General features: G+C 70.7%; 21 protein-coding genes, 1 rRNA gene and 1 pseudogene. 6 read left to right on the forward strand and 17 right to left on the reverse strand.

Features of this window, described 5'->3' with window-relative positions:
- Positions 1 to 40: 40 nt before the first annotated feature.
- The 8 genes and pseudogenes from ACFQS9_RS17710 to ACFQS9_RS17745 all read right to left on the reverse strand — a co-directional run bounded on the left by ACFQS9_RS17710 (position 41) and on the right by ACFQS9_RS17745 (position 7,818).
- Positions 41 to 939 (reverse strand): annotated as a pseudogene (locus ACFQS9_RS17710) (ABC transporter substrate-binding protein).
- Between the two features lie 78 nt (positions 940 to 1,017).
- Positions 1,018 to 1,725, reverse strand: coding sequence for a class II aldolase/adducin family protein (locus ACFQS9_RS17715; protein ID WP_378407030.1), 708 nt, complete (start codon positions 1,723 to 1,725; stop codon positions 1,018 to 1,020).
- Between the two features lie 26 nt (positions 1,726 to 1,751).
- Positions 1,752 to 2,936 (reverse strand): LLM class flavin-dependent oxidoreductase, encoded by a 1,185-nt coding sequence (locus ACFQS9_RS17720; protein WP_378407032.1) that lies wholly within the window; start codon positions 2,934 to 2,936, stop codon positions 1,752 to 1,754.
- On the reverse strand, positions 2,933 to 4,033 hold the full coding sequence (locus ACFQS9_RS17725) for an LLM class flavin-dependent oxidoreductase (RefSeq protein WP_378407034.1): 1,101 nt from the start codon (positions 4,031 to 4,033) through the stop codon (positions 2,933 to 2,935). Before ACFQS9_RS17725 ends, ACFQS9_RS17720 begins: the two co-directional genes overlap by 4 nt.
- The gene (locus ACFQS9_RS17730) at positions 4,030 to 5,076 is read right to left on the reverse strand and encodes an ABC transporter substrate-binding protein (protein WP_378407036.1); all 1,047 of its coding nucleotides are present in this window, start codon (positions 5,074 to 5,076) and stop codon (positions 4,030 to 4,032) included. The genes ACFQS9_RS17725 and ACFQS9_RS17730 overlap by 4 nt, the downstream gene beginning before the upstream one ends.
- Before the next feature lie 9 nt (positions 5,077 to 5,085).
- Positions 5,086 to 5,886: an ABC transporter ATP-binding protein gene (locus tag ACFQS9_RS17735; RefSeq protein ID WP_378407038.1), complete on the reverse strand. Its 801-nt coding sequence runs from the start codon at positions 5,884 to 5,886 to the stop codon at positions 5,086 to 5,088.
- Positions 5,883 to 6,746 (reverse strand): ABC transporter permease, encoded by an 864-nt coding sequence (locus ACFQS9_RS17740; RefSeq protein ID WP_378407040.1) that lies wholly within the window; start codon positions 6,744 to 6,746, stop codon positions 5,883 to 5,885. Before ACFQS9_RS17740 ends, ACFQS9_RS17735 begins: the two co-directional genes overlap by 4 nt.
- A 1-nt stretch (position 6,747) precedes the next feature.
- Positions 6,748 to 7,818 (reverse strand): NrtA/SsuA/CpmA family ABC transporter substrate-binding protein, encoded by a 1,071-nt coding sequence (locus ACFQS9_RS17745; protein WP_378407042.1) that lies wholly within the window; start codon positions 7,816 to 7,818, stop codon positions 6,748 to 6,750.
- 205 nt (positions 7,819 to 8,023) lie between these two features.
- On the opposite strand from ACFQS9_RS17745, the gene ACFQS9_RS17750 reads away from it, so the two are divergent.
- Complete coding sequence (locus tag ACFQS9_RS17750) at positions 8,024 to 8,791, forward strand: IclR family transcriptional regulator (protein WP_378407044.1); 768 nt, start codon at positions 8,024 to 8,026, stop codon at positions 8,789 to 8,791.
- A 12-nt stretch (positions 8,792 to 8,803) separates the two neighbouring features.
- Here ACFQS9_RS17750 and ACFQS9_RS17755 read toward each other — a convergent pair whose 3' ends face one another.
- The gene (locus ACFQS9_RS17755) at positions 8,804 to 9,907 is read right to left on the reverse strand and encodes a serine hydrolase domain-containing protein (protein ID WP_378407046.1); all 1,104 of its coding nucleotides are present in this window, start codon (positions 9,905 to 9,907) and stop codon (positions 8,804 to 8,806) included.
- Positions 9,908 to 9,971: 64 nt separating this feature from the next.
- On the opposite strand from ACFQS9_RS17755, the gene ACFQS9_RS17760 reads away from it, so the two are divergent.
- From ACFQS9_RS17760 to ACFQS9_RS17775, 4 genes are all read left to right on the forward strand, one after another.
- Positions 9,972 to 10,133, forward strand: a complete 162-nt coding sequence (locus ACFQS9_RS17760) for a hypothetical protein (protein ID WP_378407048.1) — start codon at positions 9,972 to 9,974, stop codon at positions 10,131 to 10,133.
- 29 nt (positions 10,134 to 10,162) lie between these two features.
- Entirely contained in the window at positions 10,163 to 10,459 is a 297-nt protein-coding gene (locus tag ACFQS9_RS17765) for a DUF2470 domain-containing protein (RefSeq protein ID WP_378407050.1), read from the forward strand.
- A gap of 75 nt (positions 10,460 to 10,534) precedes the next feature.
- Positions 10,535 to 11,794 (forward strand): MFS transporter, encoded by a 1,260-nt coding sequence (locus tag ACFQS9_RS17770; RefSeq protein ID WP_378407052.1) that lies wholly within the window; start codon positions 10,535 to 10,537, stop codon positions 11,792 to 11,794.
- 49 nt (positions 11,795 to 11,843) lie between these two features.
- Positions 11,844 to 12,182 carry a YciI family protein gene (locus ACFQS9_RS17775; RefSeq protein ID WP_378407054.1) on the forward strand — a complete coding sequence of 113 codons (339 nt, stop codon included), beginning with the start codon at positions 11,844 to 11,846 and terminating at the stop codon, positions 12,180 to 12,182.
- A gap of 61 nt (positions 12,183 to 12,243) precedes the next feature.
- Here ACFQS9_RS17775 and ACFQS9_RS17780 read toward each other — a convergent pair whose 3' ends face one another.
- The 4 genes from ACFQS9_RS17780 to ACFQS9_RS17795 all read right to left on the reverse strand — a co-directional run bounded on the left by ACFQS9_RS17780 (position 12,244) and on the right by ACFQS9_RS17795 (position 16,058).
- On the reverse strand, positions 12,244 to 12,678 hold the full coding sequence (locus ACFQS9_RS17780) for a hypothetical protein (protein WP_378407056.1): 435 nt from the start codon (positions 12,676 to 12,678) through the stop codon (positions 12,244 to 12,246).
- Positions 12,679 to 12,708: 30 nt separating this feature from the next.
- Positions 12,709 to 14,274 carry a carboxylesterase/lipase family protein gene (locus tag ACFQS9_RS17785; RefSeq protein ID WP_378407058.1) on the reverse strand — a complete coding sequence of 522 codons (1,566 nt, stop codon included), beginning with the start codon at positions 14,272 to 14,274 and terminating at the stop codon, positions 12,709 to 12,711.
- 124 nt (positions 14,275 to 14,398) lie between these two features.
- Entirely contained in the window at positions 14,399 to 15,175 is a 777-nt protein-coding gene (locus ACFQS9_RS17790; RefSeq protein ID WP_378407060.1) for a hypothetical protein, read from the reverse strand.
- A gap of 130 nt (positions 15,176 to 15,305) precedes the next feature.
- Complete coding sequence (locus tag ACFQS9_RS17795; RefSeq protein ID WP_378407062.1) at positions 15,306 to 16,058, reverse strand: VOC family protein; 753 nt, start codon at positions 16,056 to 16,058, stop codon at positions 15,306 to 15,308.
- A gap of 165 nt (positions 16,059 to 16,223) precedes the next feature.
- Here ACFQS9_RS17795 and ACFQS9_RS17800 point away from each other — a divergent pair, with 165 nt between their 5' ends.
- A complete protein-coding gene (locus tag ACFQS9_RS17800) occupies positions 16,224 to 17,369 on the forward strand; it encodes an alpha/beta hydrolase family protein (protein WP_378407064.1) in 1,146 nt (381 codons plus the stop codon).
- A gap of 10 nt (positions 17,370 to 17,379) precedes the next feature.
- Here ACFQS9_RS17800 and ACFQS9_RS17805 read toward each other — a convergent pair whose 3' ends face one another.
- From ACFQS9_RS17805 to rrf, 4 genes are all read right to left on the reverse strand, one after another.
- On the reverse strand, positions 17,380 to 19,158 hold the full coding sequence (locus ACFQS9_RS17805) for an AMP-dependent synthetase/ligase (RefSeq protein WP_378407066.1): 1,779 nt from the start codon (positions 19,156 to 19,158) through the stop codon (positions 17,380 to 17,382).
- Positions 19,151 to 19,615, reverse strand: a complete 465-nt coding sequence (locus tag ACFQS9_RS17810; protein ID WP_378407068.1) for a MarR family winged helix-turn-helix transcriptional regulator — start codon at positions 19,613 to 19,615, stop codon at positions 19,151 to 19,153. Before ACFQS9_RS17810 ends, ACFQS9_RS17805 begins: the two co-directional genes overlap by 8 nt.
- A gap of 71 nt (positions 19,616 to 19,686) precedes the next feature.
- Positions 19,687 to 20,502, reverse strand: coding sequence for a GNAT family N-acetyltransferase (locus tag ACFQS9_RS17815; protein ID WP_378407069.1), 816 nt, complete (start codon positions 20,500 to 20,502; stop codon positions 19,687 to 19,689).
- A gap of 96 nt (positions 20,503 to 20,598) precedes the next feature.
- A 5S ribosomal RNA gene (gene rrf, locus ACFQS9_RS17820) occupies positions 20,599 to 20,715 on the reverse strand.
- Positions 20,716 to 20,832 lie beyond the last annotated feature (117 nt).

The raw sequence follows: 20,832 nt of genomic DNA on the forward strand, positions 1-20,832 counted from the left end.
CGCTTCGCGCCTGTGCGCGGTTGACGAGTCCAGGGACTCGTCAACCGCGCACGGGCAGCGAAGCCGCCTCACCGATCCACGGCACCACCGCGGCACGCACGTCGACCGGCCCCGGCAGCAACCCGTTGGCGGCCAGCAACTCCCCCGCACGCTGCTGCTCGTCCAGGAACGCCGCGCTGACCGGGTTCAGGCCGAACGGGCGGCTGCGCAGCGCGCGCTCCCAGCGGTCCAGGTCGGCGCGGTCGCCGCGGGCGAGGGCGTCGTCGACGAAGTACGTGCGGCCTCGCGCGGGTTGGCCTCGATCCACGCGTCGGACTCCTGCAGCGCGGCGATGACGGCCTCGAGCGCCTCGCGATTGTTCTCCGCGAAGTCCCGCCGGGTGAACCACAGCGACGGGTGGCTGAACAGCGATTCGGTGTCCACGAGCGTTCGCAGCTCGTGGGTGGTCTCGAGCGCCTCGAGACCCGGGTAGGCCCCGACCCACGCGTCGAGGTCGCCGCGCAGCAGCGCCTCGGCGCCGTCGTTCACACCGGTGTCGACCGGCTCGACGTCGGACCAGGTCAGCCCGGCCTGCTCCAGAGCGAACAACAGCAGCGTGGTCTGCCAGGAGCCGTGCGCGATACCCACCCGCTTGCCTCGCAGGTCGGCCGCGGTCTCGATGCCCGAGCCGGCGAGCGTCACCAGGCGGCCGTTTTCGACACGGGGCCCGGAGATACCGATGTACACCACGTCGTGGCCCTTCGCGAGGGCGGTCAGCGGCGGGGTGAAGCCGGTACCGATGACGTCGTAGCCGCCCTCGGTGAACAGCCAGTCGGAATGCAGGCTCGGCAGGCCGGTCTTGGGATCCACCGCCTCCGGTTCCGGAAGGGCGCGCAGGTCAACCCATTCCACATCGGGCAGCGTCCGCTCGAGGATGCCGCGGTGACGCAGGACGAACAGGGAGGGGCAGGCGCTTCGCGCTCGTGCGCGGTTGACGAGTGTGGGGACTCGTCAACCGCGCACGGGCGGCGAAGCCGCCTAGACGAGGCCGCGCTCGCGGGCCCGCTCCAGCAGGCCGCTGCGGGACCACTGGGCGACGAGGTTGGTCTTGTCGAATTCGACGGTGCCGCCGACGGACTCGCCGATGGCCTGGTACTGGGCGCCCTCCTCGAGCAGCACCACGAACTTGGCCAGCTCGAGCAGGCCGGCGCGGCCGATCACGTTGACGCCGCCGTTGGCCTCGAAGATCGCGACCAGGTCGGGGTCACGGACCAGCTCGCCGAGGATGAAGTCGCCCGCGCCGATGCTGCGGTCGATGTGCGGCGGGATCTCGCGGGACAGGGTCAGCCGCTGTGAGGCCGCGTATCGGATCGGCAGGCTCTTGTGGGTCTGTGCGAAGCCGCCCAGCCACGGGGTGTGCACGTGCACGACCGAGGTGATCTCCGGGTGCTCCCGAAACACCTTGGCGTAGCCGGTGACGAAGCCGGCGGAGCCGCGGCCGGAGAGCACCTCGCCGTCGAAGGTGGCGACGACGGGCTCGATGGTGCGATCGTCGGCCCACGGTCCGGGCTCGTTGAGGGCGACGGCGATCTCCTCGCCGGGCACCCGCTCGACGAAGTTGACGGTGCCGTTGGCGGAGACGGTGCCGGTCTCCCGGAAGACGCGGAACGCCTTCTCCGCGTCGCGGGTGGCGCTCGCGACGAACGCGGTGACGGTCTCGGAGACGCGGGATTCGGTGGTGGTCATGAGTTTCTCCTTAGATTTGCGGGTTGTCAGGTGAGGATGCGTGCGTGGTTGTCGAGTCCCTGGACTCGCGAAGCGCGCACGGGCGGCGGAGCCGCCTGCAGCAGCGGGAGGACCTCCTCGCCGACGCGGTAGGCCTCCTCGAGATGCGGGTTGCCCGCGAGGATGAAGGCGTCGACGCCGAGTGCGCGCAGCTCGTCGAGCCGCTGAGCGACCTGCTCGTAGCTGCCGACCAGGCCGAAGGCCGGACCGCCGCGGATCAGGCTGAACCCGGCCCAGACGTTCGGCTGCACCTCGAGATCGCGGTAGCCGGTGATGGTCTCGGGCACCCAGCCCTTGATCCGGGCCGCGCCGACCGAGTCGCCCTGGGCGGCCCGGTTCGCGGCGTCGCGGTCGACGAACGCCCAGCCCTTTTCCACCTCCGCCCAGGCGGCCTCCTCGGTGTGCCGGGCGACGACGTCGATCCGGACCGCGAACTTCGGTGTCCGCCCGAGCTTCTCGGCGTGCGCGCGGACGCCGTCGAACTTGGCCCGCAGGTCGCCGAACGGCTCGAGCCAGGACAGGTAGTAGTTGCTGTGCCGCCCGGCGGCGCCGACCGCGGCGGCCGAGGAACCGGAGAAGTAGACCTCCGGGAAGGGCTGGCCGGCGAGCCCCGGCGGCAGCGCGGCCCCCGCCGTCCGGAAGAACCGGCCGTCGTGGTCGTAGGGCTCGCCGTCCCACACGCCGCGGAGCACGTCGAGGAACTCGCTGGTGCGCGCGTACCGGTCGTCGTGGTTCACCTTGTCGCCCCACCACAGCTGCGCCGGTCCCCCGCCGCCGCTGATGATGTTGTAGACGAGGCGTCCGCCGGTGGCCCGCTGCAGGCTCGCCGACATCCGCGCCGCCTGCACGGGATGCAGGAACCCGGGCTGGAAGGCGACCATGAACCGGTAGGTGGTGGTCTCGCGGGCCAGCGCCGACGCCACCGCCCACGGGTCCTCGGTGACCGGGAACGACGGCAGCAGCCCGCCGAGGAACCCGGCCGACTCCGACGCCTTGGCCACCGCCGCCATGTGATCGATGTAGCCGTAGCCGTCGAGTTCGCCGCCGCGGATCGCGGGCGCGATGTTGCCGGGGCCGTGCCCGTTCGCCTCCCCGCGGTTGTAGCGGCGCGGGGTCCGCAGCGACGCGTGGTCGCCCTCCATCCCGATGCGCCAGTAGAAGTCGATGCTCATGCGGTGGCCTCCTGACCAGCCAGGGTGCGTCCGGCCGGATCGACCAGGTGCAGCAGGTGTTCGCCGGCGCGGTGCAGTTCCTCGATGTGCGGGCGGGCGTCGAGGACGATGCTGTCGACGCCGGCGTCGACGTACTCCGAAAGGCGCTGCGCCACCTGCTCGTAGCTGCCGACGAGCCCGATCGGCTGCTCGTAGCCGAGCTCGGTGAAGCCCGCCCAGCGCCCGCCGCCGAGGTCCAGCGAACGCGCGCCGACGCCGTCGGAATGGACCTCCTGCCACTGCCGTTCGGCCCGCGCCCAGGCCTCGCCCTCGCTCTCGCGGGCGATGATCGGCAGCTCCAGCCCGGCCCGGACCGTGCGGCCCCGCGCCTTCGACCGGCGCCGCAGTTCGGCCACGGATGCCGCGATCCCGTCGACGGTCTCGGTGAACAGGTGCACGTCGCCGTGCCGCGCGGACAGCTCCAGCGCCTGCTCCGAGTCCCCGGACAGGTACACCGTCGGGAACGGCAGCCCGGACAGGATGCCGCGGAACCCGCCGTCGACGACGTCGAAGTACTCGCCGTCGAAGTCGAACCCCGTGCCGTTGAATCCGGCTCCGGCGACCGGGGTCTCGTTCCACACACCCCGCGCGACGGTGAGGAACTCCGCCGCCCGGGTGAAGCGGTCCATCCCGGTGACCCGGTCCCCGCGGGCGCGGGCGTCGGCCGCATCGGTCTCCACCCGCAACCGCCAGGACAGCCGGCCCCTGGAGAGCCGCTGCAGCGTCGCGGACACCTTCGCCGCGTACACGGGGGTGCCGAAGGACGGGTGGAACTCGACGATCACCCGGGAGTGCCGGGTGTCGCGCAGCGCACCGCCGCCGACGATCCACGACTCCTCGCCGAGCGGGTCGTAGGGCGCAAGCACCCCGTCGAGCCCGGACAGTTCGGCCGCGAGCACCACCTGGGCGAGGTCGTCGAAGGGCCCGAAGTTGCCGGGGCGCGGGTCCGTCGCGACGGTGGGCACCTGCGGTCCGCCGAACCCGCCTCGGTTGCGCGAGCCCGGGGACGCGTGCCTGCCGTCCCCTCGCGAGGGCAGCCGCCACAGGAACTCGGTCATGACGGCACCTTTCCGGCGGCCAGCAGCTCGAGCGCCTGCTCCAAGGGCTCGCGGGCCACCCAGGATTCGAGGTCGAAATCGGCGGCGAGGAAGCCGTGCGTGTAGAGGAACTGCTTCTGGATCCCGATCAGCTCGACGCGCTCGTCCGAGAGCGACGGGTGCAGGTCCAGGTGGAAGCCCTCCTTGTAGGCGGCGGCCACGCCCTCCGGGCCGGACAGGGTTTCGCGGGCGAGCACGTCGCGGACGCGGTCCAGGTTGCCTGCCGCCCAGTCGGCGGCGCGCAGGCTCTGCGCGAGGAAGCCGACCACCAGATCGGGCCGGGACTCGAGCAGCTCGGCGTGCACTGTGATGGGGCGCGGGGTGCCGTTGTTGACGCGCAGCCGCTTCGCGTCGGTGTCGTCGAGGTCCACCGCGACCCGCAGGCCGTGCTCGCGGGCCACCTCCTGGGCACGGGCGCCCTTGACGTAGACGGCGTCCACCTCGCCGCGCAGCAGCTCGTCGACACCCCAGGTCGTGGAGTGCCGTTGGTCCCGAACGGCGCTGCGCACCTGCGGGTTCCGCTCGACCTCCACCTCGACCGCGGTCACGTCGGCGAGGGTGAGGCCGGCCAGGCGCAGCGCGTTCGCGAAGCCGTGCAGGGCCATGGCGCGCGGGAAGCTGCGCGCCTGGTCCTGCGCCCAGGCCGGGATCCCGATCCGCAGGCCCGCCAGGTCGGCGGCACCCGCGACCGTCGAGTCCGGTCCGACGAGGATGGCCTGCGATTCGTCGATCCAGGTCAACCCGATCAGCCGGGTCGGCGAGCCCTGCGCGTGGGCCGCGATCGCGGGCACGTTGCCGCCCTCGCGGACCAGGCCGAGCAGCTGGTGGTCGAAGTGGCGGACGGCCAGATCCGGGCCGGCGTCCTGCAGGACACCCAGGCTCACGCCCGCCTCGGCCGCGGCCTCCCCCAGCCAGCCGAGGCTGTGGGCGAGGCCGCTCGCGGTGGGCACGGGGCAACGGGTGTACCAGAGGGTGTCGAGGGCGGTGTCGACTGCTGCGGTCATCTCGGACTCCTAAGTGGTGGTGGGGGAAGCGGTGCGGCCGACACCGAGCTCGGTGAGGAACGCGGCGCGGTAGCGGAGGGACTCGGGGTCGGTGCGGTCGCGGGGCCGGGCGAGGTCGATGTCGACGTCCACGGCGAACCGGCCCTCGTTGAGGATCAGCACCCGATCGGCCAGGCGCACGGCCTCGTCGACGTCGTGCGTGACCAGCAGCACCGCGGGGCGGTGCCGGGCCACCAGGTCGCCGACCAGGTCCTGCATCTGCAGCCGGGTCAGCGCGTCCAGCGCGGCGAACGGCTCGTCGAGCAGCAGCAGCTCGGGCTCGCGGACCAGCGCCCTGGCCAGCGCGACCCGCTGGGCCTCGCCGCCGGACAGAGTGGCCGGCCACTGCCGCGCCTTGGCCTCCAGGTTCACCTCGGCCAGCGAGCGGGCCGCGCGGTCCCGGTTCTGCGCGGTCCGGCGCTGTCCGACGGTGACGTTGGCCAGCACCCGCTTGGACGGGATCAGCCGCGGCTCCTGGTAGACGGTGGTGCGCTGGCCCGGTACCAGAATCTTTCCGGCGTCGGGCCTTTCGAGCCCGGTGAGCAGCCGCAGCAGGGTCGTCTTGCCGGTGCCGCTCGGGCCGAGCAGCACCACGAACTCGCCGCGGTGGATCTCCAGGTCCACGCCGTCGAGCACGGTCTTGTCCCCGAACGCCTTCCGGACCCCGCGCAGCGAGACCGCGACGGGCTCGCCCGCCCGCCGGTCGCGGGCCGCGGTCGCGGTGCGTTCCCGGACCGCCAGCGGCGGCAACGCGGTGTCGTGGGCGCTCATCGGACCGCCACCTGTCCGCGCCAGGGCATCGCGAACTTCTCGATGATCCGGACGACGCCGTCGAAGATCAGGCCGAGCACCGCGTAGAGCACCACGCACAGCACCATGTAGTCGGTGCGGTTGTACTCCTGCGCCAACGTGACCAGATAGCCGATGCCCTCGCGGGTGCCGACCTGTTCGGCCGCGATCAGTCCGGTGATGCTGATGGACAAGCAGATTCGCAGCGCCATCAGCACCCCGGGCAGCGCGGCCGGCAGGATCGCGCCGAGCACGAGCCGCCATCCCCGCAGCCCGAAGCTCTGGGCGGCCTCGACCATCTTGCGGTCCACGTTGCGGACGCCCAGGTAGGTGTAGGCGTACATCGGCCCGACGGTGGCCACCGCGATGAGCAGCACCTTGAAGGTCTCGTCGATGCCGAACCAGGCGATGAACAGCGGGACCAGCGCCAGGAACGGGATGGCCCGGTTGATCTGCATCGTGGAGTCGATGAGTTCCTCACCGAGACTGGACAGCCCGGAGAGCACGCCCAACGCCAGGCCGATGAGGACGCCGAAGAACACCCCGACCGCGGCCCGCTTGAAGGAGGCGACGGAGAAGTCGACCAGCTGCCCGGTCTGGTAGAGCTCGGTGAAGGCGCTCCACACCTTCGGCGGTCCGGCGAGGATCTCCTCGGGGATCGCGCCGGTGGCCGAGCCGATCCACCAGGCCGCGACGATCAGCGCGGGCACCAGGAAGCGCAGTGGGATCGACACCCAGGCCGGCCGGGCGCGGCCGGCGCGGTACCGCGGCTCCTCGAGCTGCAGGGTGGCGGGCCGCGCGCCGCGTTCCTCCCGCGTCCTCGGCGGGGTCAGCAGCGCCATGTCAGTTCCCGGACTTCGTCGGGGCCGACTGGACCTGGGCGGCGCCGTTCACCTTGGACTGCAGCGGGTAGAAGACGTCCGCGGCGGTGAGCGCGCGGGTGGTCACCCCGTTCTGGAAGAACAGGTCGGCGACCTCCTGCAGGTCGGCCTCGTCGGCGGCGGTCGGGTAGTGCGGAACCGAGGCCCGGCGGCCGAGGTCGAGCGCCCGCGCCAGCCGATCCCCGGACAGCGCCCGGGGGCCCGCCATCTCGAAGACGTTCTGGTAGTCCTCCGGGTTGCTGCGCTGCCGCTCGGTCAGCGCCTGCAGGGTCTCGAGGTACTTCGCCGCGACGTCGGGGCGCTCCTCGAGGACCGCGGTGCGGAAGGCGACGATGGTGTTGTCCTTGGAGTCGATGCTCGCCTCGGTGGCGATCTCGACCACGCCGTCGCGGGCCTTGGCCTCCTGGTACGGGTCGTTGAACGACGCCCACGCGTCCACCTGGCCGGTGGAGAACGCCGACGCCGCGTCGGCCTGCTGCAACGGCACCCGCTCGACCTGGTCGAACGGGATGTTGGCCTGACGCAACGCCTTGAGGGTGATGTATTCGCCCTTGCCCGCGGGGTTCACCGCGATGCGCTTGCCGACCAGGTCCTTGACCTCCTTCACCCCCGAGTCCGGCGAGGCGACGATGCCGCTCTGGTCCTGGTCGACCGGGTCCGCGACGGCGATGATCCGGACACCGACGTCTTTGGACAGCGCGCCGACGACCGGGCTGTAGGCGCCACCCGAGACGTCGAGCTGACCGGCATTGAACAACTTGAGGTTCGAGCTGAACCCGGGGGTGGAATTGACCCACTCGACCTTCGCGCCGAGCGGGGCGAGAGCCTCGTCGAAGGTGCCATCCCGCTTGCCGACCGCGAGCGGTCCTGCGTTGCCCGGGTCGGTCACCTTGAGCACGAAGGTGGGCTCGGCTCCGCCCGCGGCGGCGTCCGCGGAACCGTCGGAGTCCGATCCGCAGGCGGCAACCAGGGCGACGACGGGGAGAAGCGCGAGCGCGAGGCGCGCTCGGGGAAGTCGGCGGTTGCGGGACATCGGGGGCTCCTGTTCGAGAGGCTGATCGATCTACGCCCCGAAAACTAGGCCAGCTAAACCCCACTGGATAGGTATAGTTTTCTGCTGATTGGAAGTCTTGACAGGAGTCCGCAATCGGCATTCGGCTATTTCACGTCATTCAGACCCGCCCGCATTCCGAATAATGGAAAGCGTTCCAACCAGACGCGCGTGTTAGCGTCGCGACGTGGAGACCCCCTCAGCACCCACCCCCTCGGCGACCGGCTCGGTGCAGACCGTCGCCCGCGCCCTGTCGGTGCTCGGCTGCTTCCGCGGCGGCGACGAGCTCGGGGTGTCCGAGGTGGCCCGCCTGCAGGGCCTCGCGGTCAGCACCACGCACCGCCTGCTCACCGCGCTCGTCGACGCCGGCTTCCTGGACAAGGACGCGGAGTCGAGCCGGTACCGCCTCGGCGGCGCGCTCGCGGAGTACGGCCAGATCGCCTACCGGCAGCACCGCATCTACCTCGCCGAGCCACACCTCGAACAGCTCGCCACCACCACCGGGGCGAGCGCGTCGATCGCGACGCGGTACGGCAACGACGCCGTGCTGCTCGGCACCAGCCGATGGCGGGAGGCCGACGGCCACCAGCTGCAGGGTGTCCGGCTGCCGCTGCACGCCAGCGCGCTGGGCAAAGCGCTGCTGGCCTGGTCCCAGGTCACCGACGACGAACTGAGCCGGCTGCCCTACGAAACGGGTACGGCGCGTTCGGTTCCCGGCCCGGAGGAGCTCGGCAAGGAGCTGGCCGTCACCCGCGAGCGGGGCTACGCGTTCAACGACGAGGAGCTGTCCCCCGGGTACCGGACGATCGGCGTCCCCGTCATCGCTCCCGGCGGCCTCGCCCGGTTCGCGCTGGGCCTGCGGGGGCCGACCGAGTTGATGATCCCCGAACGGGTGCCGTTCTTCGTGGAGCTGGCCAGGGTGACCGCCCGCGACATCGCCTCCGTCATGCGCTGACGCGCAGCCGCATCAGCAGAGGGCGTTGCTGAGCAGGGCGAGGGTGTCGACCTCCTGTGGGGGCGCCTGGGTGACGGTGATCGCCGCGGCCCGGCCGTCCTCGGTCGCGCCGGTGAGCGTGTGGAAGCCCGGGATGTCCCCGGAGTGCCCCCAGAACACCTTGCCGCACGACAGCTTTGCCGACATCAACCCGAGCCCGTAGGACATCCCGGGCTGGTCCATCGGCACGGTATCGGTCATCGCACCCCAGGACGCCTGCGAGACGATCCGGCCGTCGACCAGTGCCCGCAGAAAGGCGGTCAGGTCCGCCCCGCTCGAGATCATCGCGCCCGCGGCCCACGGACCGGACGGCTCCGTCGCCGTCACCTCGACGACCTTGTCCCCGTCCGCCTCGTAGCCCGACGGGTGCCGTCCACGGATCTGCTTCTCCCCGGTTCCGGGCAGATAGGTGTCGGTCAGCTGCAGCGGTCCGGTGATCCGGCGCTCGAGCTCGTCCTCGACCGTGTTCCCCGTGACCTTCTCGACCAGCAACCCGTTCACGAGGTAGTTGGTGTTCGTGTACTTCATCCGCTCCCCCGCGGGGAACTGCGCGGGATGGACCAGCGCCATGCCGAGCAGGTCCTGGCGGGTGAACTGTTCGCCGCTACCGAAATAGGTCTGGGTGATGCGTGGGTCATCGGAGTACTCGGGCAGGCCGCTGGTGTGCTGGAGCAGCTGCCGGACCGTGATCGCACCGGGGTCGACGCCCTCCCCGGTGAGCACCCCGGGCAGATAACGGCCGATCGAGGCGTCGAGCTCGATCCTCCCCTCGTCGACCAATTGCATCACCATCGCGGCCACGAATGTCTTGGTGACGCTGCCGATCCGGACCTGCGCGCCGTCCGGGATCGGCTCCGCGGTGGTCCGATTGCCGACCCCGCTGCGCAACTCCACCGTCTCGCCGGGCACCGAGAGCGTGGCGACCGCGCCGCCGACGGTCGAGCGGACCAGTCCGTCCAGGTCCGCCTGTACCGTCGCACGGTTCGGAAAGCTGTTGATCACCACGGGATCCGACTCCACCGAACACCCGGCGAGCAGAAGGACCGAGACACCGACCGCGACCGCGACAGACTTCATGTCCCGACCCTAGAACGCGAGAACCGTTCGGCGCATCGGGATTTACCCTGATCTCGCCGTCGACATGCTCGCGCTGCCGCCCCTGGTCGGGGTCAGCATCGGGGTCTCCGGGCAGCCGATCCCCGCCGTCTCCCCCGCCTTCTACGCCGGCATCATCGGCACCACGGTGCTGCTGGGACTGCTCGCCATCGCGATCCCGACCCGGACCGCGATGCGCCGGGGCTGAGCGCGACCGCGGCGACCTAGGCTCGGGGCATGACGACCTTCGACGCCGCCGTGATCGCCGCGGTCACCGGCCACATGAACGGCGACCACGCCGCCGACAACCTGCTCATCGTGCGGGCCTTCGCCGAGCCGTCCGCGACCGCCGCCCGGATGACCGGGCTGGACGCGGCGGCCGGCGAATGGGTCGCCGAGGTGGAGGGCGCCGAGCGGTCGGTCCGGGTGCCGTGGCTGGGCCCGGTCACCGACCGCGCCTCGATCCGCACCGAGGTGGTGGCCCTCTACCGGGAGGCGTGCCTCCGGCTCGGGGTGGAGCCGGCCCCGCACTGAACAAATTCGCTCGCGCGGCCGCCGCGGGGACGCTAGCGTCGGGACATGTCTCCTCCATCCTGAAAGAACCCCGACATGACTGCGACGACGGCCACGGCCGCACGCCGGTACACGCCCCTGGTCCTGATCAACCTCGCAACGTTGCTCTCGGCGACCGGCAACGGCATCACCGTCGTCGCACTGCCATGGCTGGTCCTGCAGCAGACCGGCCGGGCCACCGACGCCGCGATCGTCGCGGGCGCCGCCACCCTGCCGCTGTTGCTCTCGAGCCTCTTCTCCGGCACGGTGGTCGATCGGTTCGGCCGCCGCCGCACGTCGCTGGTCTCGGATTTCCTGTCCGCCGTGTCGGTGGCGCTGATCCCGGTGATGTCCGCGACGGTCGGGCTGTCGGTGGCCGTCATCGCGCTGCTCGCCGCCCTCGGCGCGGCCTTCGACCCGGCGGGCATCTCCGCCCGCGAATCCATGCTGCCCGCCGCGACGAAGGACGCCCGCTGGTCGCTGGACCGGGTGAACAGCCTGTACGAGGCCAACTACAACGTCGCGTACCTGATCGGCCCCGGCGTCGGCGGCGTGCTGATCGCCACGGTGGGGGCGGTGAACACACTGTGGGTGACCTCCGCCTGCTTCGCCCTCTCGATCGTCACCATCGCCTTCCTCCGGCTCGAGGGCGCGGGCACACCCGACCGCGAGACCCGGCCGGAATCGATGTGGAGCGGCACGCTCGAGGGCCTGAAGTTCGTGTGGCACAACCGGTTGCTGCGCACGCTCGCCCTGGTCGACATGGCGATCGTCGCGCTGTACATGCCCGTGGAGAGCGTGCTCTTCCCGGTCTACTTCACCGAACGCGGCGAGCCCGCGCAGCTCGGCTGGGTGTTGATGGCGATGAGCATCGGCGGCGTGATCGGCGCCCTGACCTACGGCGCGCTCGCCGCCCGCGTCCGGCGCCGGACCCTGATGTTGCTGGCGGTGACCGCGCTCGGCGGCTGCATGGTCGGCATGGCGTTCCTGCCTGCACTGTGGGTGACGCTCACGCTGGCGCTGCTCGTGGGCCTGGTGTTCGGGCCCGTCGGCCCGATCGCGAACTACGCGATGCAGACCCGCAGCCCCGAGCACATGCGCGGCCGCGTCGTCGGTGTCATGACCTCGACCGCGTACGCCGCGGGCCCGCTCGGCTACCTGCTGGCCGGCCCGCTGATCGACGCGGTGGGCCTGCGGACCACCTTCTTCGCGTTGTCCATCCCGGTCCTGGTGATCGCCGCGGTCTGCTTCGCGCTGCCCGCTTTGCGCGATCTGGACGCACCGGTCGTCGATCCGGTCGACACTCGAACGCGATAGGGGCGAGGCGCCGGCAACCGGGTCGGCCGCGACGTCGAGGAGGACCACCATGACGCAGTACCTGCTCAGTGTCTATCAGCCCGACGGGCCGGTGCCCGCGCCGGAGATCCTGGAGGGGATCGTCGAGGACATCGACGCCCTCAACCAGGAACTCAAGGCGGCGGGGGCCTGGGTGTTCGCCGGCGGCCTGCACCCGCCGGAGACCGCGACGGTCCTGCGGCCGAAGGGCGGCGAGGTGCTCCGCAGCGACGGCCCGTTCGCCGAGGCGCCGGAGCATCTCGGCGGGTTCACGATCATCGAGGCGCCGGACCTCGACGCCGCGCTCGACTGGGGACGCAAGCTGGCCGCGGCGACGACCCTGCCCATCGAGGTCCGCCCCTTCCAGTGATGCGCTGCGCGCGGTGGAGTGGTTAGGGAGCATCGGGACCCCGTAACCGCACCACTGCGCGTCAGCGCGTCACGATCAGCAGGAAGCCGCCGCCGCCCGGCTCGATCTTGGTGTCCAGCGTCAGCTCGGGCGCGAGCCGGGAGAGCCGGTCCAGCAGCCAGGCGGACGCGTCCTCGGCGTCGGACTTCGAGGGGCAGCGCGCGACGGCGACCCGGCCCGGCTTGCGGGTGAGCTGCTCGACCACACCGATGATCGGCGCCGGATCGATCACGAACAGCGCATCCGACCACGGCACCACCGGCTTGATCGCGCCCTTCTTGGTGTTGCAGGCGCGGTGCGCGAGTCGCTCCGGGCCGCCCTTGCCCTTCTTGGCGGTGTTGATGCTGTCGATGCTCGGACCCCGCGGGTCGTTCACCGACATGTGCGGGTCGACCGGTTCGTCGCACAACCAGCAGCGCCACGATTCCCGTTCGCCGACCTCATCCAGCTTGCTCATGCGTATGACGCTACAGAGCGCCGGCTCCGGTCACCGGAACCCCATCACCTTGTCGCCCCACGCGGCGCGCAGGTCCCTGTCCGGATCGCTCGCGAGGGTGTCGGTCTTGTCGATGAGCAGCGTCGCCCTGGTGTCCTCGCGGTACGGCGCCCAGTGCTTGGACGCGTCGAGCGCCGCGGGCACGCCGTGCTGTGCGAAGGCCAGCCACCGCCGCTGCACCCGGCCGGACACCTCCGTCGCGGCCTTGCGACCGCCGAGCCAGAACGTCGGGTCGTGGTTGAGCGTGCCGAAATTGCCGAACACATAGGGCAATTCGGTGGCATGACCGGCACCGACGCGAGCGGCCCACAGCATCGGGGTGGCGTGGTCGAAGCGGTACACCCACGTGGGCGAGTGCTTGCTGTGTGCGTCCGCGATCCACAGGCACGGCATCCGGAAGGCCGCGTCCCGCGACACCGCGAGGGCGCCGCTGGTCTTCGACCAGTCCGGGTAGGCGGAGATGATCTCCGCGACGCGGATCGCCGGCAGCTTCGGGTGGTCGGCGGCGATCGCGGTGAACATCTGGTTCACGGTGTCCGCGGTGACGGGCATGATCGGCGACCGGGTGAGCCGGAAGATCGACGCCTCGTCCTTGTTGGTGCCGATGATCAGCGGGATGCGGTGCGCGAAACCCTTCTGGAACGCGGAGACCGGGTACCGCGGCACCAGGTCGCCGTCGACGACGGGGGCCATCGACAGCGTGCCCGGCACCGTGGTGGTCACCTCGTCGAGCAGCACGTCGCCCGCCGCGGTCAGCTTCTCGATCGGCAGCTCGCACAGCCTGCCCGCCTCGTCCTCGCTCACCCCGACGATCTCCAGGTAGCGCCTGGCCACGGTCGCCGCCCGCTCAGCGCCGTAAACCGATGTGGCGGGCGCGCTCTGCACGATGGCCTTGTGGAACAGCCCCTCCGCTCGAGGCGAGGTCATCAGCGTCGTGATGGACCCGGCGCCGGAGGACTCACCGAAGGCGGTGACGTTGTCCGGGTCCCCGCCGAACGCCGCGATGCAGTCGCGCACCCATTCGAAGGCGGCGATCTGGTCGCGCAGCCCGATGTTGGTCTCGAACGGCTGCTCGTCGGTCGAGAAGGCCGACAGGTCGAGGAACCCGAGGACGCCGGTCCGATAGTTGACCGTGACCACGACGACGTCGCCCACCTCGGCCAGCCGCCTGCCGTCGTACACGCTCTGCGAGGACGAGCCGACGCAGTAGGCGCCGCCGTGGATCCAGACCATCACCGGGCGCGGCGTTCCGTCCGGGTGCGGAGCCCACACGTTGAGCGAGAGGCAATCCTCGTCCGCCACCGCGCCCGGCTCCATCGGCACCTGGACCGTCTTGGCCTGCGGGGCGATCGGGCCGAAGTCCCGGCAGTCGCGTTCGCCGTCCCACGGGGACGGCGGCACCGCCGACCGGAACCGCCTCGCCGCGCCCGCGCGGGCGTACGGGATGCCCTTCCATGCGTACACCCCGCCGGCCGCGTAGCCGCGTGCGTCGCCGTCCCTGGTGGAGACGGTCAGTGTCTCGGCCGGGTTCGAGGTCACGTCCAGTCCGGTGTGCACGGCAGCCTCCTCGCGACGGGATCCCAGCCAACGTACCAAGGACGTGCGACCACCTGCGGGACCGCGCAGCGCGTCCGGTTCCGGCGGCGACCCCGCCGAGCGTGCACCTGCCGGGTGAGGAGTGCTAGCCGGCGCGGCGGGAGCCCAGGGGCGCGCGTTCGGCGTCCTCGATCTGCCAGAACGTCCACCCGTCCCGGGACTCGACGTCCCCGCTGATGTGGCCGGTGACGGCGTTGGCCGCGGTGGTGGGATCGTCGAAGCGACGGCCCTCCATCGGCCCGCGGGTGATCTCGAGCCTGCCCGTCCGCTCGTCGTACATGCCGACGAGCCGGTAGCCCTCGAAGTCCGCGACGACCCGGACCCGCTCGTCGACGACCTCCTCGACGACCGCCGCCTTCCTCGTGGCGCGGGCGATCGGCACCGGCGACGGTCGGCTCGGCTCGGGCGCGGCGCCGGCCGGCGTGCGGCTGGGGTCCTTGATCTGGGACAACCCGAGGAGGTCCCACCGCGCCCGGCCGTGCGCCACCCGCTCGACGGCGATCGAGTGGCTGCCGGTCCTGGTCCGCCCCGGGACCTCCCGCACCCACAGGTCCACCTCGCTGTCGATGTCAGCGGCGACCTCCTCGGACGGGACCACGAAGTACTCCTCGGGGGAGGTGGCCAGGTCGACGAACACCCAGAACTGGGATCCGGTGTCATCGGTCTCCAGCGCGCCGTCCTGCTTGCGCGCCTGCCAGTCGCCGTCGAGCTTGGTTCGCACCCGCACCACGCAGCTGTCGTCGCCGACGCCCCACACCTGAACCGGGTTGCGCCGCGAGTGGGTGAGCCGGACCGCGCGGCCGCCGCGCTGGACGACCTCCGAGATGAATGCCTGAATGCCCAGGCTGGCAGTGTTCTCCATGGTGTCCGTCCGTGCCGCTCAGCCCGTGCAAATGTGAGAGCAGTGGGGCGACGGGCGACGCGGACACGACTCGGTCTCTGACCTCCACCTTACGGGCATGTGGGCGCGTGGTGGCCCACAGCACGTGAGATCACCGTTCTTGCAGGACCGAGAGGATGTTGCCGGCCGGATCGGTGAACCACGCGATGTAGGGTCCGCCGCCCCGGAAGATGCCCCGCTCGTCGGACTCCATCCCCGGGTACCGATCGAAGGTGACGCCACGCTCGCGCAGCGTGTCGACCGCCGCCTCGATGTCGTCGACCGGGAAGTTCAGGATGGTGTACGTCGCCGGGGTGTGGTTCTCCTTCGGGTACACCAGCACCGTCTTGTCCCCGCCGACGTGCAGCGAGAGCAGCCCGTACTCCTCGGTCACCGTCAGGCCGAGTACGTCACGGTAGAACGCCGTGGCCGCCTCGATGTCGTCGACGGCGAAGCCGCTGTACGGCGCCGAGTTCAGCGTCGTCGACGGCGTGACCACCCGGGCGGCCACGTATCGCGCTCCGAGTTCGATGATCTGGAAGTAGTTCCCGTCCGGGTCGATCAGCGTCCCGAACAGCATGCCCTCGGAACGTTCCTCGAGCCGGACGAGCCAGTCGGCCCCCATCTCGTCCAGCCGGGCCGCGACCGATCTCGCATCGTCGACGTGGAAGTTGAGGATGGTGCGGCCGGGTTCGGGGTTCTCGGCCGCGATGTCGTCGCGCCGGTCGAACAGCAGGCTGACGCCCCCGAAGCGGACGTCGCCGTCCGGAGTCGGTGTCGCGCCGAACGCCCTGCAGTACCAGTCTCGAAGCCGATCGGGGTCCGGGCTCGCGAGCAGGATGGAGCCGAGGTCGGGAACGGTCATGTGTCCTCCCGGGTGCGGGTGCCGCTCTCGACACTGCCCCTGCCCGCGGGCCCACGCAAGGGTCGCCCGCGACCGGGCGGCAGAAACGTAGCTCCCCCACCGGCGGACACCGGCAACTACCGTGGCTCGGGAACTCCGCACGGACCGACAGATGGACGACACCCAGTGAAGCGCACGCGCACCTTCCCCCTGGCCCCGCTGCTCGCGGCAGCCGTTGCGTTCGGCACGGTCGCGGCCGGATCCCCCGCGTCGGCGGATCCGATCCTGCCGACCCCCGACGCCGCCGTCGGCGTGACCGCCCTGAGCCTCGTCGACCGCGATCGAGAGGACCCGTGGGCGCCGGGTACGCGCCGCGAACTGGCCGTGACGGTCACCTACCCCGCCGCGGCGACGACCGGACGGGTACGCGCCCCGTACCTCCCGGGCACCGGACTCCCGACGAACGGCCATCTCGACGCGCCCGTCGCCGCGAGCGGGAAGCGCTCGCTGCCGGTGGTGCTCTTCTCCCCCGGGTTCTACATGCCCCGCACGCTCTCGACCGGCACCGCAGAGCACCTCGCGAGCCGCGGGTACGTGGTGATCAGCATCGATCACACCGGGGACGCCCTCGCCACCGTCTTCCCCGACGGTCGGGTCGTGCCGCAGCGGATGACCGATTCGTACTCCGAGGCCACCCTGCGCAAGGCCGCCGACACCCGGGTCGCCGATGCGAAGTTCGTGATCGACGTCGTCGAATCGCTCGCCCGCGGCGACGACAATGCCACGCAGACGCCTCTCCCCGACGGCCTGGCCGACGCCGTCGACCCGACCCGGATCGGCATGTTCGGCCATTCGATGGGCGGCGCGACCACCGCCGAGGTGCTGCGCACCGAACCCCGACTCGACGCCGGGGTGAACCTCGACGGCGCCCTCTTCTACGGCACCGCGCCGAGTCCGATCGTCACCGAGGGTGCGTCCGGCCCGCTGTTGAGCATCATCAGTTCGCTGCACGCCGACAGCCCCGAGGGCCGGGAACGCTTCTGGGACCAGTACTTCCGCACGGACCGGGGGTGGAGCCGCGTCTACGCGATCGCCGACACCGGGCACGCCAGCTTCACCGACGCCGAGCACTTCGTCCCGCAGAGCGTGCCCGACCTGCCCGCCTTCGAGATCCCCGGCGGCCTGAGTCTCGGCACCGCTCCGCGGCAGGAGGTCACCAGGACGATCGACGGCCTCGTCACCGCGATGTTCGATCGCCACCTGAGGGATCGGGACGAGCAGGTACTGGAGAATCCGACCCCGCAGTACCCGCTCATCCGCGAGATCCGCTAGCCGAGTTCGGTCAGCCGTACAGCGCGGCGATCTCGTCGGCGAATCGCTCGGTCACCACATTTCGCTTGATCTTCAGCGTGGCGGTCATCTCACCGTCCGCCTCGGTGAGATCGCGGTGGAGGATCGTGAACTTCTTGATCGCCTCGGAGTGCGAGACCGTGCTGTTCGCGTCGTCGACCACCTGCTGCAGCGCGGCGCGCAGGTCCCGGTCCTCGCTCAGGTCCGCGACGGACGCCGAGGCCGGCTTGCCGTTCTCGGTCTTCCACAGCGCGAACACGTCCGGGTCGACGGTGAGCAGCGCGCCGATGAAGGGGCGAGCGTCCCCGACGACCACGGCCTGCGAGATCAGGGCGTGCGAGCGCATCCGATCCTCGAGCGGGCCCGGGGAGACGTTCTTGCCGCCGGCCGTGATGAGCAGGTCCTTCTTGCGCCCGGTGATGGTGAGGAAGCCGTCCTCGTCGAGTTCGCCGAGGTCGCCGGTCCGCAGCCAGCCCTCGTCGAAGGTGTCGGCGGTGGCCTGTTCGTTGTGCCAGTACCCGCCGAACACCACACCGCCCCGCAGCTCGATCTCACCGTCGGCCGCGAGGCGAACGCTGTTGCCGCCCAACGGCCGTCCGACGGTACCCATCTTGTGCGCGCCCGGGATGTTGACGCAGTGCGCCGCGGTGGTCTCGGTGAGTCCGTAACCCTCGTAGATCGGCACGCCGACGCCACGGAAGAAGTGCCCGAGGCTGGGCATCAGCGCGCCACCGCCGGAGATGGCCCACCAGCACTCGCCGCCGAGTGCCGCCCGGAGCTTCGAGTAGACGAGCCGGTCCGCGACCCAGTGCTGGGCGCGGAGCACCGGAGACGGTCCGCCCGCATCGAGCGCCTCGCTGTACCGGACGGCGGTCGTCTCGGCGAAGCCGAAGATCGCCTTCTTGACGGCGCCGCCCTGCGCGGCGCTGTGTGCGGCCGAGTCCCGGACCTTCTCGAAGACCCGCGGTACCCCGAGGATCGTGTGCGGCTTGAACCGGGCGAACTGCCCGACGACGGTGCTGAAGTTCGACCAATGCGCCTGCGCCCCACCGGCTTCGAACATCGCGAGGGACACTGCACGGGCCAGCACATGGGCGAGCGGCAGGAAGGTGAGCATCCGGTTGCCGGGCTTGGCCACCTCGCCGACACTGGCGCTGAGGATGCCGCGAACCTCGGACAGGAAGTTGCGGTGGGTCAGGATGCAACCCTTCGGTCTGCCCGTGGTGCCGGAGGTGTACACCAGCGACGCCAGGTCATCGGCCCGGATCGCCGCCACCCGGTCGTGCACCTCGGCATCGTCGAGATGGGCGCCCGCCGCAATCAGCGCACCCACCGCATTGTCGTCGATCTGGCGGACACTCAGTCCGGAGCCCTCGAATGCCGAGGCGTGCCGATCGGTTTCGACGATCGCCGTCACCGCCCCGGAATCCTCGGCGATCCACCGGATCTGGTCTGCAGAGGAAGAGTCGTAGATGGGCACCGACGCGGCGCCCGCCGCCCAGATCGCGAAGTCGAACAGTGACCATTCGAACCGGGTGGCCGACAGCAGGATCACCCGATCCCCTCGAGCCACACCGCCCGCGATCAGGCCCTTCGCGACGCCGATCACCATTTCCGCGAACTCCGCCGCTGTGACGTCGACCCACTCGCCACCGACGGGCCGGCTGAACAGCACCCGCTGGGGCGCTTCCTGCGCCTGGCGGTAGACCGACCGGACGATGGCGTCGTCGCCTGCGACGGTGAACTGGGCGTTGGTGGTGTACTCACGCACGGGGGTCTGCTCCGATGCTCTGGGCGGTGTCATGGTCGGCGGTGCTGGTGCGGAACCTGTGCAGCATGCGGGCGAGGTCGTCGATGTCCGCGGCCGACCAGTCCCGGACCCGGTCCCCCACCTCGTCGCGGCGGCGCCGGTCCGCGTCCCCGAGGACGTCACGACCCGGGCCGGTGAGGCTGAGCGGGTGACCACTGCGGATCGGTCCGGACTCGGCCTGGACCCACCCGGCGTCGACGCATCCGCGCAGCTGCCGCGACACCGTCGACCGGTGCACCCCGAACGCATCGGAGATCTCGGTCGCCCGGCATCCCGGGTTGCGCGCGATATAGGAGAGCACCGAATGCTGGGCGAAGGTGGGCAGCCCCTCGGCGGGACGCTCCCCCGTCATCAGCTGGCGGACCAGGTGCACGAGCTCCTCGTGTACGCGGCCGACGGCGACAGATCGTTGTTGCACAACGCAACTATAAACCCGTCCCCCCACAGGTCCCGCCCGGGGTCGCACCCACCCGACGGATCAGTGCGTGCTCAGGCACCCGACCGAGGACGCTGGTGAGCGCCGTCCAGCGCGTACTCGGTGTACGTACCGACGGGGGTGAACCCGATCCGCTGGTACACCGGGGCGCCCTCCGCGGAGGCCTGCAACACCACGCATTCCGCCCCCGCCACCCTGGCCCGGTCGACTGTCGCGAGAGTGACCGCGGTCCCGTAGCCTCGCCTCCGATGCGCCTCGAGGGTGACCACACCGTAGAGGCCGGCAACACCCGCCGCCAGATGAATCTCCGCGCCCGCCACGGCTTCACCGCCGTGGTAGCCGACGACGAAGGCGCTGGCACACTCGGCCTGCAGGATGGCGGTCGCTGCCGCGTCGAAGAACCGCGTCACCGCGGGCGAGGGTGGTGTCCAGTTCCTGGCCATCAGCTCCGCATAGTCGCGCAACTGCGCGGGAATCGTGGCGGTCACGATGGTGAAGTCCGGCCGCAGGGCAGGCAGCGGGACGTCCGATACCGGCGCGGTCATTGCCAGCTCTGTCTCCGAGGGCCGGAGGCCATGCTCCCGCAGCAGCTCTCCCAGATTCGAGGGCGCCGAGGTCGGAGCCACCCACCACGAGAACGGCCGGCCCGCGCCACAGACCGATGCCACGATCTCCTCGATCCGGGCAGGCGCGTTGTGCTCTGCCAGCCGAGCCCGACAGACGAGGTTGAAGGTGTCGTCGTCCAGTCCGCTGTCGGCGATGAGGATGTCACCGGGATCAAGCACTCTCGCGCCGTCGACCTTCGGGTGCAGATGCGACGCGTGCGACGCGAGATTGAGTTCCATCGCTTCCAGCAGATCGTCGCCCACACGACGATCCTAGTGAACCGATTGTGGTCCAGATATGCGAAATGCCTCGCATTGCAGTCTCTTTCAAGACTGCAATGCGAGGCATTCGCAATGTATGTTCGGCGGTGTCCTACTCTCCCACACCCTGTCGAGTGCAGTACCATCGGCGCTGGAGGGCTTAGCTTCCGGGTTCGGAATGGGGCCGGGCGTTTCCCCTCCGCTATGGCCGCCGTAACTCTATGAAACTGTCACACATTCAGTTTCCCCCGCCCGAATCATCAACCCTGAAGGGGTGTGATGTTGGGGGTGAATGGTATCTGTGTGTTGTTTCAGATACCGCACAGTGGACGC

The sequence above is a fragment of the Rhodococcus daqingensis genome (genome assembly GCF_042665615.1).
Classification (GTDB): domain Bacteria; phylum Actinomycetota; class Actinomycetes; order Mycobacteriales; family Mycobacteriaceae; genus Rhodococcus_G; species Rhodococcus_G daqingensis.